15 protein-coding genes are annotated in these 14,206 nt (G+C 63.3%); 7 read left to right on the top strand and 8 right to left on the bottom strand.

Annotated features, from left to right (window positions below; genetic code table 11):
• Positions 1-5 precede the first annotated feature (5 nt).
• Both QTI66_RS09685 and QTI66_RS09680 read right to left on the bottom strand, forming a co-directional pair.
• Positions 6-1,172 carry a GNAT family N-acetyltransferase gene (locus QTI66_RS09685; RefSeq protein WP_286559281.1) on the bottom strand — a complete coding sequence of 389 codons (1,167 nt, stop codon included), beginning with the start codon at positions 1,170-1,172 and terminating at the stop codon, positions 6-8.
• Positions 1,173-1,177: 5 nt separating this feature from the next.
• Entirely contained in the window at positions 1,178-2,116 is a 939-nt protein-coding gene (locus tag QTI66_RS09680) for a DMT family transporter (RefSeq protein ID WP_286559280.1), read from the bottom strand.
• 178 nt (positions 2,117-2,294) lie between these two features.
• On the opposite strand from QTI66_RS09680, the gene QTI66_RS09675 reads away from it, so the two are divergent.
• Positions 2,295-2,633 (top strand): P-II family nitrogen regulator, encoded by a 339-nt coding sequence (locus QTI66_RS09675; protein WP_286559279.1) that lies wholly within the window; start codon positions 2,295-2,297, stop codon positions 2,631-2,633.
• A 33-nt stretch (positions 2,634-2,666) separates the two neighbouring features.
• On the opposite strand, the gene QTI66_RS09670 is transcribed toward QTI66_RS09675, so the two are convergent.
• Genes QTI66_RS09670 through QTI66_RS09645 form a run of 6 tightly spaced genes read right to left on the bottom strand, consistent with a single transcriptional unit; the run spans position 2,667 to position 5,933 of the window.
• Positions 2,667-3,257 carry an LOG family protein gene (locus QTI66_RS09670; protein ID WP_286559278.1) on the bottom strand — a complete coding sequence of 197 codons (591 nt, stop codon included), beginning with the start codon at positions 3,255-3,257 and terminating at the stop codon, positions 2,667-2,669.
• An 18-nt stretch (positions 3,258-3,275) separates the two neighbouring features.
• A complete protein-coding gene (locus QTI66_RS09665) occupies positions 3,276-3,674 on the bottom strand; it encodes a diacylglycerol kinase (RefSeq protein WP_286559277.1) in 399 nt (132 codons plus the stop codon).
• Entirely contained in the window at positions 3,671-4,246 is a 576-nt protein-coding gene (locus tag QTI66_RS09660) for an RDD family protein (RefSeq protein ID WP_444814977.1), read from the bottom strand. The genes QTI66_RS09665 and QTI66_RS09660 overlap by 4 nt, the downstream gene beginning before the upstream one ends.
• A 16-nt stretch (positions 4,247-4,262) precedes the next feature.
• Positions 4,263-4,958, bottom strand: coding sequence for a DUF3106 domain-containing protein (locus QTI66_RS09655; protein ID WP_286559276.1), 696 nt, complete (start codon positions 4,956-4,958; stop codon positions 4,263-4,265).
• Positions 4,948-5,370: a DUF3619 family protein gene (locus QTI66_RS09650; protein ID WP_286559275.1), complete on the bottom strand. Its 423-nt coding sequence runs from the start codon at positions 5,368-5,370 to the stop codon at positions 4,948-4,950. Before QTI66_RS09650 ends, QTI66_RS09655 begins: the two co-directional genes overlap by 11 nt.
• A complete protein-coding gene (locus QTI66_RS09645; RefSeq protein WP_286559274.1) occupies positions 5,367-5,933 on the bottom strand; it encodes an RNA polymerase sigma factor in 567 nt (188 codons plus the stop codon). The genes QTI66_RS09650 and QTI66_RS09645 overlap by 4 nt, the downstream gene beginning before the upstream one ends.
• 295 nt (positions 5,934-6,228) lie before the next feature.
• Here QTI66_RS09645 and QTI66_RS09640 point away from each other — a divergent pair, with 295 nt between their 5' ends.
• From QTI66_RS09640 to QTI66_RS09615, 6 genes are all read left to right on the top strand, one after another.
• Positions 6,229-8,004 carry an acetolactate synthase 3 catalytic subunit gene (locus QTI66_RS09640; RefSeq protein WP_286559273.1) on the top strand — a complete coding sequence of 592 codons (1,776 nt, stop codon included), beginning with the start codon at positions 6,229-6,231 and terminating at the stop codon, positions 8,002-8,004.
• 128 nt (positions 8,005-8,132) lie between these two features.
• Entirely contained in the window at positions 8,133-8,624 is a 492-nt protein-coding gene (gene ilvN, locus QTI66_RS09635; protein ID WP_286559272.1) for an acetolactate synthase small subunit, read from the top strand.
• Positions 8,625-8,687: 63 nt separating this feature from the next.
• Positions 8,688-9,704, top strand: a complete 1,017-nt coding sequence (gene ilvC, locus QTI66_RS09630) for a ketol-acid reductoisomerase (protein WP_286559270.1) — start codon at positions 8,688-8,690, stop codon at positions 9,702-9,704.
• A gap of 180 nt (positions 9,705-9,884) precedes the next feature.
• Positions 9,885-10,718 carry a CDP-diacylglycerol--serine O-phosphatidyltransferase gene (pssA, locus tag QTI66_RS09625; protein WP_286559269.1) on the top strand — a complete coding sequence of 278 codons (834 nt, stop codon included), beginning with the start codon at positions 9,885-9,887 and terminating at the stop codon, positions 10,716-10,718.
• Positions 10,719-10,919: 201 nt separating this feature from the next.
• Positions 10,920-12,623 (top strand): 2-isopropylmalate synthase, encoded by a 1,704-nt coding sequence (leuA, locus tag QTI66_RS09620; protein ID WP_286559268.1) that lies wholly within the window; start codon positions 10,920-10,922, stop codon positions 12,621-12,623.
• Between the two features lie 39 nt (positions 12,624-12,662).
• Positions 12,663-14,201 (top strand): 2-isopropylmalate synthase, encoded by a 1,539-nt coding sequence (locus QTI66_RS09615; protein WP_286559266.1) that lies wholly within the window; start codon positions 12,663-12,665, stop codon positions 14,199-14,201.
• Positions 14,202-14,206 lie beyond the last annotated feature (5 nt).

The following is a 14,206-nucleotide window of genomic DNA, read 5'->3' as shown; positions in this document are numbered from 1 at the left end:
GAGGCTCAGGTGACTTGGCGAAACGGGCTGCGCACGCCCAAGTGGTCCATGTAGCTTTCAATGCCGGCGCCTTCGCGCTCCAGAAAGCGTTCCACCGCATCGGAGAAGGAGGGATGTGCCAGCCAATGGGCGCTGGTCGTCTTCACCGGCATCAAGGCGCGCGCCATCTTGTGCTCGCCTTGCGCGCCGCCTTCGAATCGCGTCACGCCGTGCTCGATGCACCACTGCAAGGGCTGGTAGTAGCAAGCCTCGAAATGCAGGCAATCGACGCGCTCCAGTGCGCCCCAGTAGCGGCCGTAGGCCACTTCGGGGGAGTCCGTCGCGGTTTCGTCGCCGGACAGCGCGATCAGGCTGCTCGCAATGGCCTTGCCCTTGCGCTCCGCGACGAAAAGGAGCCACGCCTGCGGCATGTGCTGTGCCATTTGCGAAAAGAATTCGCGCGTGAGGTAGGGCGGATTGCCATGCTCACGGTAGGTGCGCGCATAGCAGCGGTAGAAAAAGTCCCAATCGCTGGCCGTGATGTCGGTGCCGCGAGCCCACCGGAAGCTGACGCCGGCATCATGTACCTTGCGACGTTCCTGGCGGATCTTCTTGCGTTTGTCGTGCGCAAGGCTGGAGAGAAAGTCATCGAAGCTGCGCCATGCCTTGTTCTCCCAATGGAATTGCACGGTGTGGCGCATCATCAAGCCGGCTTCGACGCAGGCCGCGATGTCCTCGTCGGCACCAAACAGCAGGTGCAGCGAGGACAGCTTCTCCTGGCCGCACCACGCCACCAGCCCCTGCACCAGCAAGGCGCGGCTGGCCGCATCGCGGGCCAGCAGGCGCGTTCCCGGCACCGGCGTGAAGGGCACGGCAACGACGGCCTTGGGATAGTAGGCCAGTCCATGCTCGTGGTACGCGTTGGCCCACGCCCAGTCGAAGACGTATTCGCCGTACGAGTGGTCCTTGAGGTAGAGCGGACAGGCGGCCGCCAGTTCACTGCCTCGCCACAGCGTCACGAAGATCGGTGTCCATCCGTTTGACGGCGACGCACTGCCGCTTTCGTCCATCGCCGACAGGTAGGCGTAGCGCATGAAGGGGGAAGGCGCGGCCTGCGCAGCCAGCAACGCGTCCCAGGCGGCCGCGTTGATTTCGGAGGGCGAACGGTGAATGCGAATGACGGGGGCGGTCAAGGCAGTCAAGTCTTGCGGGCGCCGAGTGTCTCGGCAATGTAGATGCCGCCCAGCACGAGGGCAAGGGCGACCCCGTGATAGGCGGAAATGGGCTCACCCAGCACCATCACCGCCAGCAACGGCCCGAAGATCGGCACGAGGTTCAGGAACACGCCGGCGCGTGCGGGGCCGATCAGGCTCACCGCGTGGATGAAGGTCACTTGGGAGATGAATGACGGCAGCAAGCCGATGAAGACCACCAGCGCCAGCCCCTTGGCCGTCGGCACGAAAAACTGGCCCATTGCCACTTCCGCCGCCACCAGGGGCAGCGACACCAGGCAGGCCACCAGGGCCGTCGCAGCAAAGAAAACGATGGCGGGCACGTCAGGTCGCCGGCGCAGGCCCAGCGCGTAGCCCGCATACAGCAGGCACGCAATGACGATCCAGACGTCGCCGATGTTGAATTCGAGATTGGCCAACTGCTCGAACTGGCCGTGCGAGGCCACCACTGCAATGCCCGCAAGCGTCACCACCACGCCGACGACCTGCAATGCCGTCACGCGCGTCGCGAAAAAGAAGAAGCTGCCGATCAGCACCAGAACGGGAATCGTCCCCTGGATGATCGCAATGTTGATGGCCGAGGTGTGGTGGGCGGCGGCGTAGAACAGCGCGTTGAAGCCGGTGAATCCCAGCGCCCCCATCAGCGTGATGGACCGCCAGTAGGGCAGCAGCTTGCGCCAGTGCGTCTGGATTTCCCCGCGCGAGGTGAGGATCAGGGCGGCACAGCACACGATCCAGCGCAGGAAGGTCAGCGTCATCGGCGGGATCTGGCCGACCGCAAGGCGCGCAGCCACTGCGTTTGCACCCCAGATCAACGTGGTGAAGACAAGAAGAAGGTACGCCTGCCCGTAGGGCCGCGGGACGATGGAGTCAAAATAACTGGAGAGCGAGGAGCCGGTGCGCATCGCCTTGGAGCGTACCAGCCCATGCAATTCGGCGTGGAACGCACGCCGCAATGACCGTCGGCGCCTCAACCCTGCCAGTTGCCGGTCGACATTCATGCAGCCCACCTCAGCTTTGGCAACGATTGGCGTTACCCTATCGACAATCTCTATTCAACGAACCCGCTGGGAGCATGTTTTCATGAAGCAGATCACCGCCATCGTCAAACCCTTCAAGCTCGACGACGTGCGCGAGGCCCTCGCTGAAGTCGGCGTCACGGGCCTGACCGTGACCGAGGTCAAAGGCTTTGGCCGCCAGAAAGGCCACACCGAACTCTATCGCGGTGCCGAGTACGTCGTCGACTTCCTGCCCAAGATGAAAATCGAGGTGGTGGTGAATTCCAACGACGTGGAGCGCTGCGTCGACGCCATCGTGAGCGCCGCGCGCACCGGCAAGATCGGTGACGGCAAGATTTTCGTCACCAGCGTCGAGCGCGTCGTGCGCATCCGCACCGGCGAGCAGGACGAAGCCGCCGTCTGACACCCCGGCGCACCGGTCGGGTGCGCAGTGCAGTCAGATGCTCTTGGCAAGCCGGCCGTCTTGCGCGTGATGCGGGACGTCAGCGCGCAGGGCCTGCAGCAGATCGGCAGGCACCTCGCCCGTGCGAACCAGGCCCATCTGCCATTCGCCCATGAAGCCCTCGCGCACGCTGTGTGCCAGGAATTCGAGCAGCGCGTCGTAGTAGCCGGCCACGTTCAGAATGCCGACCGGCTTGTCGTGGTAGCCCAGTTGGCGCCAGGTCCAGATTTCAAACAGTTCCTCGAAAGTGCCGATGCCGCCGGGCAAGGCCAGGAAGGCATCGGAGCGCTCGGCCATCATGGCCTTGCGCTCGTGCATCGTCTCCACGACGTGGAGTTCATCGCACAAGGGGTTGGCCAGTTCCTTGTCGACCAAGGCCTTGGGAATCACGCCAACCACCCGGCCACCCGCGGCGCGCGTGGATTCGGCCACCAGGCCCATGAGTCCGGTGCGCCCGCCGCCGTAAACCAGTTGGCCGCCGTGTTTGCCGATCCATTGGCCCACGGCGTGCGCGGCGGCGGTGTAGGCGGCTTGTTCGCCGGAGCGCGAGCCGCAGTAAACGCAAATTGAAAATGCAGGATTCATCCGCTCATCATGCCGCGTTCAGGCGACAAAACGATGCCACAGGGCGGCGATCCAGATGGCGCCGGCCAGCAGCAGCGCCAGCAGGACCGCGGCACTGCCCAGATCCTTGGCGCTTTTGGAGAGCGCATGCCATTCCGGCCCGATGCGGTCGATCGCCGCTTCGACGGCGCTGTTGAGCAATTCCACGATCAAGACCAGCATGACGCTGCCGGCGAGCAATGCGGATTCGACCCAGCCTTGTCCGAGCCACAGGGCCAGGGGGATCATGATGATCGCCAGAATGGCCTCCTGGCGAAACGCCGGCTCGCCCCAGCCTGCGCGCAGGCCGTTCCACGAGATCAGGCCGGCGTGCCAAATCCGGGTCAACCCGCGGCGGGCCAACTGCGGATTGGCTTGCTGAGCGTCGCCTTCTTTCATCGGCGGCTCATCGGCTTGGAGCGAATGAGGCGCGTGCCTGCCCAAGCGTCGTGCCAGAACTGCCGTTGCGGGTGAAAGCGCGAGAGCAAGGCCCACACCACCACCCATCCCATCACGATGACAGCTGATTCGCCGCCCGAGACCTGGAACGGTGCCAGTGCGGCCAGCGGCGGAAGAAACCAGATCCAGCTCAAGAGGTACCGCGCCAACGCTCGCCCTTGGGATAGCGCGCGGCCATGTGCATCCACCACCCGGATGCCCCAGGTCTTCATGGCCAGCGTCTGGCCCTTGGACCAGAACCATGCGAAATAAATGCCGAGCACGATGAACAGGAAAGCCTGCAGCAATTGGTGCTGCCGTGGGTCCACGGCATTGCGCATCTGGGAAAGCGTGCTGAAGAGCCAACCCGCCACGAAAACGACCGCAAAGAGCAGCATGCCTTCATAGAGCCAGCAGGCCATGCGTCGCCACAGGCCGGGCGCCATCAGGCGCGAAGCGCCGTCGTCGTCGCCGGAAGCGGATGGCGTCACGGATTCACCGGACGCGGGAATATCAGGAAGGGCAGAGACCATCGGGGCGTCGAAATGCCTACTGAGCCGGCGACGCAGGTCCGGTCGTGCGCAGGGTGGCGGGTTCTGGGGTTGCGGCGGGGGGCGCCAACTGGATCCGGGGCATGTGCTGGCCGCCGGCGGTCGTAGCAGCGGGCACTGGCGCCAGTTTTTGTGAAGGAACGGGGCGGGCAGGGGCCGCGGCGCTGGGCGGCCGCGTTCCGGCGCGCTCTGCGAGCTTGCGCCTGTCTTCGTCGCTCAGGGCCTGATAGGCCTCCCACTTGGCCTTGCGATCGTCGGCGGAGGACAGGCGCTTCACCTCGGCGAAGTTCAGCCGGGCCTGCGTGCGTTCCTGGGGGCTCAGCCCGGCCCACTCCGTCATGCGGCTGTGGAGCGTCGCCTGTTCGTCAGGCGTCATGCTGTCGTAATTGCGCGACAAGGCGATCCACTTGCGCTTTTGCGCCTCGTGCAGGTTGTTCCAATGCGGCGCCAGCGGCGCGAGGGACTCGTGCTGCGTGGGACTGAGTTCGTTCCAGAGCGGGCGCGACGTGATGGCCGGCTTGGCGCTGCCAGCCGCCGCGGTAGAGCCGCCGGTGGCGCCGCCGGATTGCGCGTACGCGGGCAACTGCGCACCGGCGATCAGCACCAAGCCGAGCAGGCAGGCGAAGGCAAGGTGGGGGACGTGCCCCCGACCGGCGGCGGGAAGGCGGCGAATGTGGTTGGGGTCAGTGAACAACGCTGTCGTCACTCTTGAGGAACTGTGCAAAACCCGGATCGGTATAGGCGGCGGGGGGGAGGTCGCCGGTCAGCAGTGCGGCGTCGACTTCGGCGAGCTCGCTGGCCCGGTTGTCGTCCTGCAGGACGCTGATGGCGACGAGGCCCGCGACCAGGGCAACCAATGGAACCACGGAGCCGATGCGCGTCCACCAGCCGCCGCCCAGCGACACGGCGCCGCCGTTGCCGACGACGGCGGTGGCGGTGCGCATTTGCACCACCTTGCGGCGCGCAACGGCCTGCGTTCGGGCCGAGCGCAGGCGCTCGCCGATGTCGTGCGGCAACTCCTGGTTGCCCGCCGTCAGTCGCGCCGCGATGCGCGTGCCGAAACGATCCTCCAGATCGACGGTAGAGGGCGAGAGTCGAGTGTTCACAGTTGTATTCCCTTGGCCTTCAGCGCGCGGCTCAAGGCGTGAACGGCGCGCGAACAGTGAGTTTTGACGCTGCCTTCGGAACAGCCCATGGCCGCAGCCGTTTCGGCGACGTCCATTTCTTCCCAGTAACGCATCAGGAAAGCCTCTCGTTGACGGCCCGGCAGGGCCGCGATCTCTTCCTCGATCCCACGCAGGATCTGGGCCCGGCGGGTGGTGTCCTCGGCACTTTCGGTCTCTCTGTTGTCGGCGGGCGACACAAAGTTCCCGAGCAGGTCGAAATCTGTGTCTTCGTCCGACGATTCGAAGTCGCTCAGGTTCGAAAAGAGCGCCCGGCGCGTTTTCTGGCGCCGGAACCAGTCGAGCGTGCAGTTCGACAGGATGCGCTGGAACAGCATCGGCAATTCGTTGGCGGGCTTGTCTCCGTAGTGCTCGGCCAGCTTCATCATGCTGTCCTGCACGATGTCCAGGGCCGCTTCGTCATCCCGCACGTGATACACCGAGCGCTTGAAAGCGCGTCGTTCGACACTCTTGAGGAAGTCGGAAAGTTCTTTTTCGGTTGCCAAGCGGGAGGGGGAGCGTGGGGCGCTGCGTGTGTATGTCTCGTGAGAGAAGAAGGCGGGGCGGTGAGCTTCTTTTGCCGCCGCGGATTATGCCTCGGGGTGAGATTTCTGACGCCAGGACGAATCTGGGGGTGCGTCAGTGTCATAATCCGCCTTGCAAGTCAAAAGGCAAACGGGTCAACGTCCGGTGGAAATCATTCCGCCCATGGCTTTGGCCTCAAGTCTCGACGCGGCTTCACAAGAGTTGGCGAAGAGGCACCCAAGGTTTTTCGTTCCCGAAAAAACACAAAGGTTCATCATGGAAATGTCAAAGGCGGAACTCGCTTCCGCAGCAGCCGTCACCGGCAGTCAATCGCAGGAACTCATGGGCGCTGAAGTGCTGGTCAAGGCACTGCAGGCTGAAAACGTCCAGTACGTCTGGGGCTACCCCGGCGGCGCAGTTCTCTACATCTACGACGCGTTCTACAAGCAGGACACCATCCAGCACGTGCTGGTGCGTCACGAACAAGCAGCAGTCCACGCAGCCGACGGCTATGCGCGTGCCACGGGCGAAGTCGGCGTTGCGCTGGTCACCTCGGGCCCCGGCCTCACCAATGCGGTGACCGGCATCGCGACGGCGTACATGGACAGCATCCCGATGGTGATCATCTCGGGCCAGGTCCCGACGCCCGCCATCGGCCTGGATGCGTTCCAGGAGTGCGACACGGTCGGCATCACCCGCCCCATCGTCAAGCACAACTTCCTCGTCAAGGATCCCAAGGACCTGGCGATGACGATGAAAAAGGCCTTCCACATCGCACGCACCGGCCGCCCCGGCCCGGTGGTGGTGGACGTGCCCAAGGACGTCTCCTTCAAGAAGACCACGTACACCGGCTATCCCGACAAGGTCGAGATGCGCTCGTACAACCCCGTGCGCAAGGGCCACGGCGGCCAGATCCGCAAGGCGCTGCAATTGCTGCTGACCGCCAAGCGTCCGTACATCTACACGGGCGGTGGCGTGTTGCTCGGCAACGCAACCAATGAACTGCGTACGCTGGTCAACATGCTTGGCTATCCGGTCACGAACACGCTGATGGGCCTGGGCGCCTATCCGGCCAGCGACCGCAAGTTCCTGGGCATGCTCGGCATGCACGGCACCATCGAAGCCAACAACGCGATGCAGAACTGCGACGTGCTGCTGGCCGTGGGCGCGCGCTTTGACGACCGCGTCATCGGCAACCCCAAGCACTTTGCGCAAAACGAACGCAAGATCATTCACATCGATGTGGATCCCTCAAGCATTTCCAAGCGCGTGAAGGTCGACATTCCGATCGTCGGCGACTGCAAGGACGTGCTGACCGAACTGATCTCAATGATCCGCGAGAGCGACATCAAGCCTGACGCGGACGCGCTCGCCGGCTGGTGGAAGGCCATCGAAGGCTGGCGCAGCAAGGATTGCCTGAAGTACGACCGCGGCAACACCGACGTCATCAAGCCGCAGCACGTGGTCGAGACGCTCTGGAACCTGACCAAGGACGCCGACACGTACGTCACGTCGGACGTCGGCCAGCACCAGATGTGGGCCGCGCAGTACTACCGATTCGAAGAGCCGCGCCGCTGGATCAATTCCGGTGGGCTGGGCACCATGGGCGTGGGCATTCCCTACGCGATGGGCATCAAGCTGGCCAAGCCGGATTCCGAGGTGTATTGCGTGACGGGCGAAGGCTCGGTGCAGATGTGCATCCAGGAGCTTTCCACCTGCCTGCAATACAACACGCCGATCAAGATCGTCGCGCTGAACAACCGCTACCTGGGCATGGTGCGCCAGTGGCAGGAAATCGAATACTCGGGCCGCTACAGCCACAGCTACATGGACGCGCTGCCAAACTTCGTAAAGCTCGCCGAGGCCTATGGCCACGTCGGCATGCTGATCGAGCGGCCGCAAGACGTGGAGCCGGCGCTGCGCGAAGCCCGCAAGTTGAAGGATCGCACGGTGTTCATGGACTTCCGCACCGACCCGACCGAAAACGTGTTCCCGATGGTCCAGGCCGGCAAGGGCATCACCGAGATGCTGCTGGGTTCCGAAGATCTTTAAACAGACGACAGGCCGGATCGTTACGCGACCGGCTACTTGATCAACTTAGCCAGGGCGAATCTATTGCCCGCCGAGCCCGTGCATTACCGTGCGTGGGGGAGGGCGGCGAAAAGAGGAGCCTCTCCAACATGAAACACATCATTGCCGTCTTGCTGGAAAACGAGCCTGGAGCTCTTTCCCGCGTCGTGGGTCTTTTTTCTGCCCGCGGCTACAACATCGAATCGCTCACCGTGGCGCCGACCGAGGACCCGAGCCTCTCGCGCATGACGATCCAGACCGCCGGATCTGACGACGTCATCGAGCAGATCACCAAGCACCTCAACCGTTTGATCGAAGTCGTCAAGGTCGTCGACCTGACCGAGGGCGCCTACACCGAGCGCGAGCTCATGATGGTGAAGGTGCGCGCGGTCGGCAAGGAGCGCGAGGAGATGAAGCGCATGGCGGACATCTTCCGCGGTCGCATCATCGACGTGACCGACAAGAGCTACACGATCGAACTGACGGGTGACATGGGCAAGAACGACGCGTTCATCGACGCGATCGAACGCAGTGCCATTCTCGAAACCGTGCGTACCGGCCCGAGCGGCATCGGCCGCGGCGAGCGCATCCTGCGTGTCTGAGACACGCTGCCCGCCCAACATCCAACCACCCACTCACACTGAATTCAACGAAGGAGCATCGACATGAAGGTTTATTACGACAAGGACGCGGACCTGAGCCTGATCAAGGGCAAGACCGTCGCCATCATCGGCTACGGCTCGCAAGGTCATGCCCACGCACAAAACCTGAACGACAGTGGCGTCAAGGTCGTCGTCGGCCTGCGCAAGGGCGGCGCTTCGTGGCCCAAGGTCGAGAAGGCTGGCCTGAAGGTCGCCGAAGTGGCTGACGCCGTGAAGTCGGCCGACGTGGTCATGATCCTGTTGCCCGACGAGCAGATCGCCAGCGTCTACAAGAACGACGTGGCTCCGAACATCAAGGAAGGCGCATCGCTGGTCTTCGCGCACGGCTTCAACGTGCACTACGGCTTCGTGCAGCCGCGCGCCGACCTCGACGTGTGGATGGTCGCACCGAAGGCCCCCGGCCACACGGTTCGCAGCACCTACACGCAAGGCGGCGGCGTGCCCCACCTCGTGGCGGTTCATCAAGACAAGTCCGGCAAGGCCCGTGATCTGGCGCTGAGCTACGCCACCGCCAATGGCGGCGGCAAGGCCGGCATCATCGAAACCAACTTCCGCGAAGAAACCGAGACCGACCTGTTCGGCGAACAAGCGGTTCTGTGCGGCGGCACGGTCGAACTGATCAAGGCTGGCTTCGAAACGCTGGTGGAAGCCGGCTACGCGCCCGAAATGGCGTACTTCGAATGCCTGCACGAGCTCAAGCTGATCGTCGACCTGATCTATGAAGGCGGCATCGCCAACATGAACTACTCGATCTCGAACAACGCCGAATACGGCGAGTACGTCACCGGACCGCGCATCGTGACGGAAGAGACCAAGAAGGTCATGAAGCAAGTGCTGAAGGACATCCAGACCGGCGAATACGCCAAGAGCTTCGTGCTGGAAAACGCCGGTGGCGCACCGACGCTCATCAGCCGTCGCCGCCTGAACGCCGAGCACCAGATCGAAGTCGTCGGCGACAAGCTGCGCGCGATGATGCCCTGGATCAAGAAGAACAAGCTGGTCGACCAGACCCGCAACTAAGCCAACTGGCCGCGGGCCGTTTGGCTCGCGCCCGATGACGGGGTCACCGCGTGCGGTGGCCCTTTTTCTTGCCGGGGCCCCTTTGGGCCTGAACTACACTTCAACCGATGCAACCTTCTCTTCGTTTTGTCATGAACTTTTTCGCTTGCTGCGCCGATTCGGGCGCCGGAGGCCGCATTCATGCATGACGACACGCATCAGGATCACGCCTCGAATGTGGAGCCGCGCAAGCGCCGCAAGGGCATCTACATCCTCCCGAATCTTTTCACGCTGGCGGCCTTGTTCGGTGGCTTCTACGCCATCGTGATGGCGATGAACGGGCGCTTCGACCAGGCTGCGCTGGGCGTGTTTGCCGCCATGATTCTGGACAGCCTCGACGGGCGCGTCGCGCGGATGACCAACACGCAAAGCGCGTTTGGCGAGCAGATGGATTCGCTGTCCGACATGGTGTCTTTCGGCGCTGCGCCAGCGCTGATCGCCTACGAGTGGTCGCTCAAGGGCTTGGGCCGCTGGGGCTGGATCGCGGCCTTTGTCTACTGCGCTTGCGCTGCCTTGCGCCTCGCACGCTTCAACGTGAACACGGCGGTCATCGACAAGCGCTGGTTCCAGGGGCTGCCGTCGCCGGCTGCTGCAGCGCTGGTCGCGGGTTTCATCTGGCTCATGACGGAGTGGGGCAAGCGCGGCAGCGATGTGCTCTACCTCACCTGGCAACAGATCACGTGGATCACCTTTGGCTTCACGCTGTACGCAGGCCTCACGATGGTGACGAACGCGCCGTTCTACAGCTTCAAGGACGTGCAGGTGAAAAAGAGCGTGCCATTTGCAACCATCGTGCTGATCGCGCTGGGCATTGCCGTCATCAACATCCATCCGCCGACCGTGCTGTTCAGCCTGTTCGTGGCCTATGGTCTGAGCGGCTACGTGGTCTATGCCTGGCGCAGGGCCAAGGGGCAGCAGACCAGCGTGATCAGTGTCTCGACGGAAGAGCCTGACGAGCGAGGCCTGCACAAGTAGGGCGACTTGCCAGATGCCGCCCGAGTTGTGCTAGAGTTGCGCCACCATGCAAAAGCTGTCGCTGGCCCTACTAATCATCCCCTTCGGGCGGAGTCAGTAGCGCAGGCGCAATTTTTCTGACCAACGGCCCGTTCGCACCAGCAACGGGCCGTTTGTTTTTGGGGTTGCTGGTTGATCCTCCACCAGCCAAGAGAAATCATCATGTTGAAGCAACCCAGCCGCAAATACCGTGCCTTTGCACCGATCGGCCTGAAGGACCGGACCTGGCCTGATGCCGTCCTGACCCGTGCGCCCATCTGGCTGTCGACCGATCTTCGCGATGGCAACCAGGCGCTGGTCGAACCCATGGACATCGCGCGCAAGATGCGCATGTTCGAAATGCTGGTGGACATCGGCTTCAAGGAAATCGAAGTCGGCTTCCCGTCTGCATCGCAGGTCGAGTTCGACTTCGTGCGCAAGCTCATCGAGGAAGACCGCATTCCCGATGACGTGACGATCCAGGTGCTGACGCAGGCGCGCGACCACCTCATCGAACGCACCTTCGTGTCGCTGCATGGCGCCCCGCGCGCCATCGTGCATCTCTACAACGCCGTGGCGCCGATCATGCGTCGCGTGGTTCTGGGCATGGACGAGGACGGCATCGTGGAACTCGCGACAACGCACGCGCAGATGTTCAATGAACTCGCCGCCAAGCAAGCCTCGACGCAGTGGACCTTCCAGTATTCGCCGGAGATGTTCTCGGGCACCGACCTCGCTTTCTCCAGGCGCGTGGTCGACGCGGTGACGCAGGTGTGGGCGCCGACGCCGGAGCGCAAGTGCATCATCAACCTGCCTTCGACGGTGGAGCATTCCACGCCGAACATCTTTGCCGACATGATCGAGTGGATGCACCGCAACCTCGCGCGGCGTGACGCCATCGTGCTTTCGGTGCACCCGCACAACGACCGCGGAACCGGAACGGCCGCAGGCGAATTCGCCTTGATGGCGGGCGCCGATCGCATCGAAGGATGCCTCTTTGGCAATGGCGAGCGCACCGGCAACCTCGACCTGGTCAATGTGGCGCTCAATCTCTACACGCAAGGCGTGTCGCCGGAGCTGGATTTTTCCAACATCGACGAGATCCGCGCGACCGTTGAGCACTGCAACCAGTTGCCCGTGCATCCGCGCCACCCCTACGCGGGCGACCTGGTCTACACGTCTTTCTCCGGTTCGCACCAGGACGCCATCAAGAAGGCGTTCTCTGCGCGCAAGGAAGACGACATCTGGGACATGCCCTACCTGCCCATCGACCCGAAGGACGTCGGCCGCAGCTACGAGGCGGTCATTCGCGTCAACAGCCAGTCGGGCAAGGGCGGCATCGCGTACCTGCTGGAGAGCGAATACGGCCTCGAAATGCCGCGTCGCCTGCAGATCGAGTTCAGCCAGACCGTGCAGCGCGTGATGGACGTGGCGGGCAAGGAACTGACCGCTGCCGACCTCTGGAGCCTCTTCGAGCGCGAATACGGCCTGAACACGGCCCATGCGCTGACGCATCGCGTGCTCGAGGAAAAAGGCGAGGGCGCAACCGCATCCGTCGTGCTGCGCGGCGACTTCGCGTGGAACGGCGCAACGCAGGCCATCGAAGGGCAGGGCAACGGCCCGGTCGACGCCTTCATCCATGCCCTCACCGATGCCACGGGCCACAGCATTCGCGTGATCGACTACCACCAGCACGCGATTGGAACCGGTGCCGATGCGCGCGCCGTGGCCTACATGGAAGTGCGTGTCGACGAGTCCCGCACCCTCTTCGGGGTGGGGATCGACGCCGACATCATCTCGGCTTCGCTCAAGGCCATCGTTTCCGGGCTCGAGCGGGGTCGATCACGCGACCCGCACGGCGCACAATCCGAGGTCGAAGCCGCCTGAGCATTCACGTGCCGCCGGCCGCAATAAAGGAGATTCACGATGACCGACAAGCTGATCATTTTCGACACCACCCTGCGCGACGGCGAACAGTCGCCCGGGGCCTCCATGACGCGCGACGAAAAGATGCGCATCGCCAAGCAACTGGAGCGCCTGAAGGTCGACGTGATCGAGGCGGGATTTCCGGCCAGTTCCAACGGCGACTTCGAGGCGGTGAAGGCAATTGCCAACGCCATCAAGGATTCGATCGTGTGCGGCCTGTCCCGCGCCAACGATCGTGACATCGCCCGCGCCGGCGAAGCGCTGAAAGGGGCGGCGCGTGGCCGCATCCACACCTTCATTGCCACGTCCGCGCTGCACATGGAAAAGAAGCTGCGCATGACGCCCGATGAGGTGTTCGAGCAGGCCAAGCTCTCCGTGCGCTTCGCCCGCAACCTGATGGACGACATCGAGTTCAGCCCTGAAGACGGCTACCGCAGCGACGAAGACTTCCTTTGCCGCGTGCTCGAAGCCGTCATCAAGGAAGGCGCCACGACCATCAACGTGCCCGACACCGTCGGCTACGCCATTCCGGAGCTGTACGGCAACTTCATCAAGAACTTGCGCGAGCGCATTCCCAACAGCGACAAGGCCGTGTGGTCGGTGCATTGCCACAACGACCTGGGCATGGCGGTGGCCAATTCGCTGGCCGGCGTGAAGATCGGCGGCGCGCGGCAGGTCGAGTGCACCATCAACGGCCTGGGCGAGCGCGCGGGCAACTGTTCGCTCGAGGAAATCGTCATGGCCGTCAAGACGCGCCGCGACTATTTCGGGCTGGACCTGGGCATCGACACGCAGCACATCCTCGCCGCCAGCCGCATGGTCAGCCAGACGACCGGCTTCGTGGTGCAGCCGAATAAGGCCGTGGTCGGCGCCAATGCCTTTGCACACGCCTCCGGCATCCACCAGGACGGCGTGCTGAAGGCGCGCGACACCTACGAAATCATGCGTGCCGAGGACGTGGGCTGGACCAACAACAAAATCGTGCTGGGCAAGCTGAGCGGGCGTAACGCATTCAAACAGCGTCTGGTGGATCTGGGCGTCACCATGGAGAGCGAGTCGGACATCAACACGGCTTTCATGCGCTTCAAGGAGCTGGCCGATCGCAAGAGCGATATTTTTGATGAGGACATCCTCGCGCTTGTCAGCGACGAAGACGGGTCACACGTTGGTGAACAGTTTGGCTTTGTGTCACTTTCCCAACACAGCGAAACCGGCGAACGGCCTCACGCCCGCGTCGTGTTCACCGTGGAGGGCAAGGAAGTCACCGGACAGTCCGATGGAAATGGACCGGTGGATGCTTCCCTCAAGGCCATTGAGTCGCACGTCAAGAGCGGCGCGGAAATGGTGCTTTATTCGGTCAATGCGATCAGCGGATCGACCGAAAGCCAGGGTGAAGTAACGGTGCGCCTGCAAAACGCGGGCCGCGTGGTCAACGGCGTTGGGGCAGACCCTGACATCGTGGTAGCGTCGGCCAAGGCATATTTGAGTGCGCTCAACAAGTTACAGAGCCAAGCTGAGAGAGTTGCCGCGCAGGGCTAGGTTTT

Source organism: Variovorax brevis (assembly GCF_030317105.1).
GTDB lineage: Bacteria > Pseudomonadota > Gammaproteobacteria > Burkholderiales > Burkholderiaceae_C > Variovorax > Variovorax brevis.
This window is presented reverse-complemented; position numbering and strand designations above follow the sequence as displayed.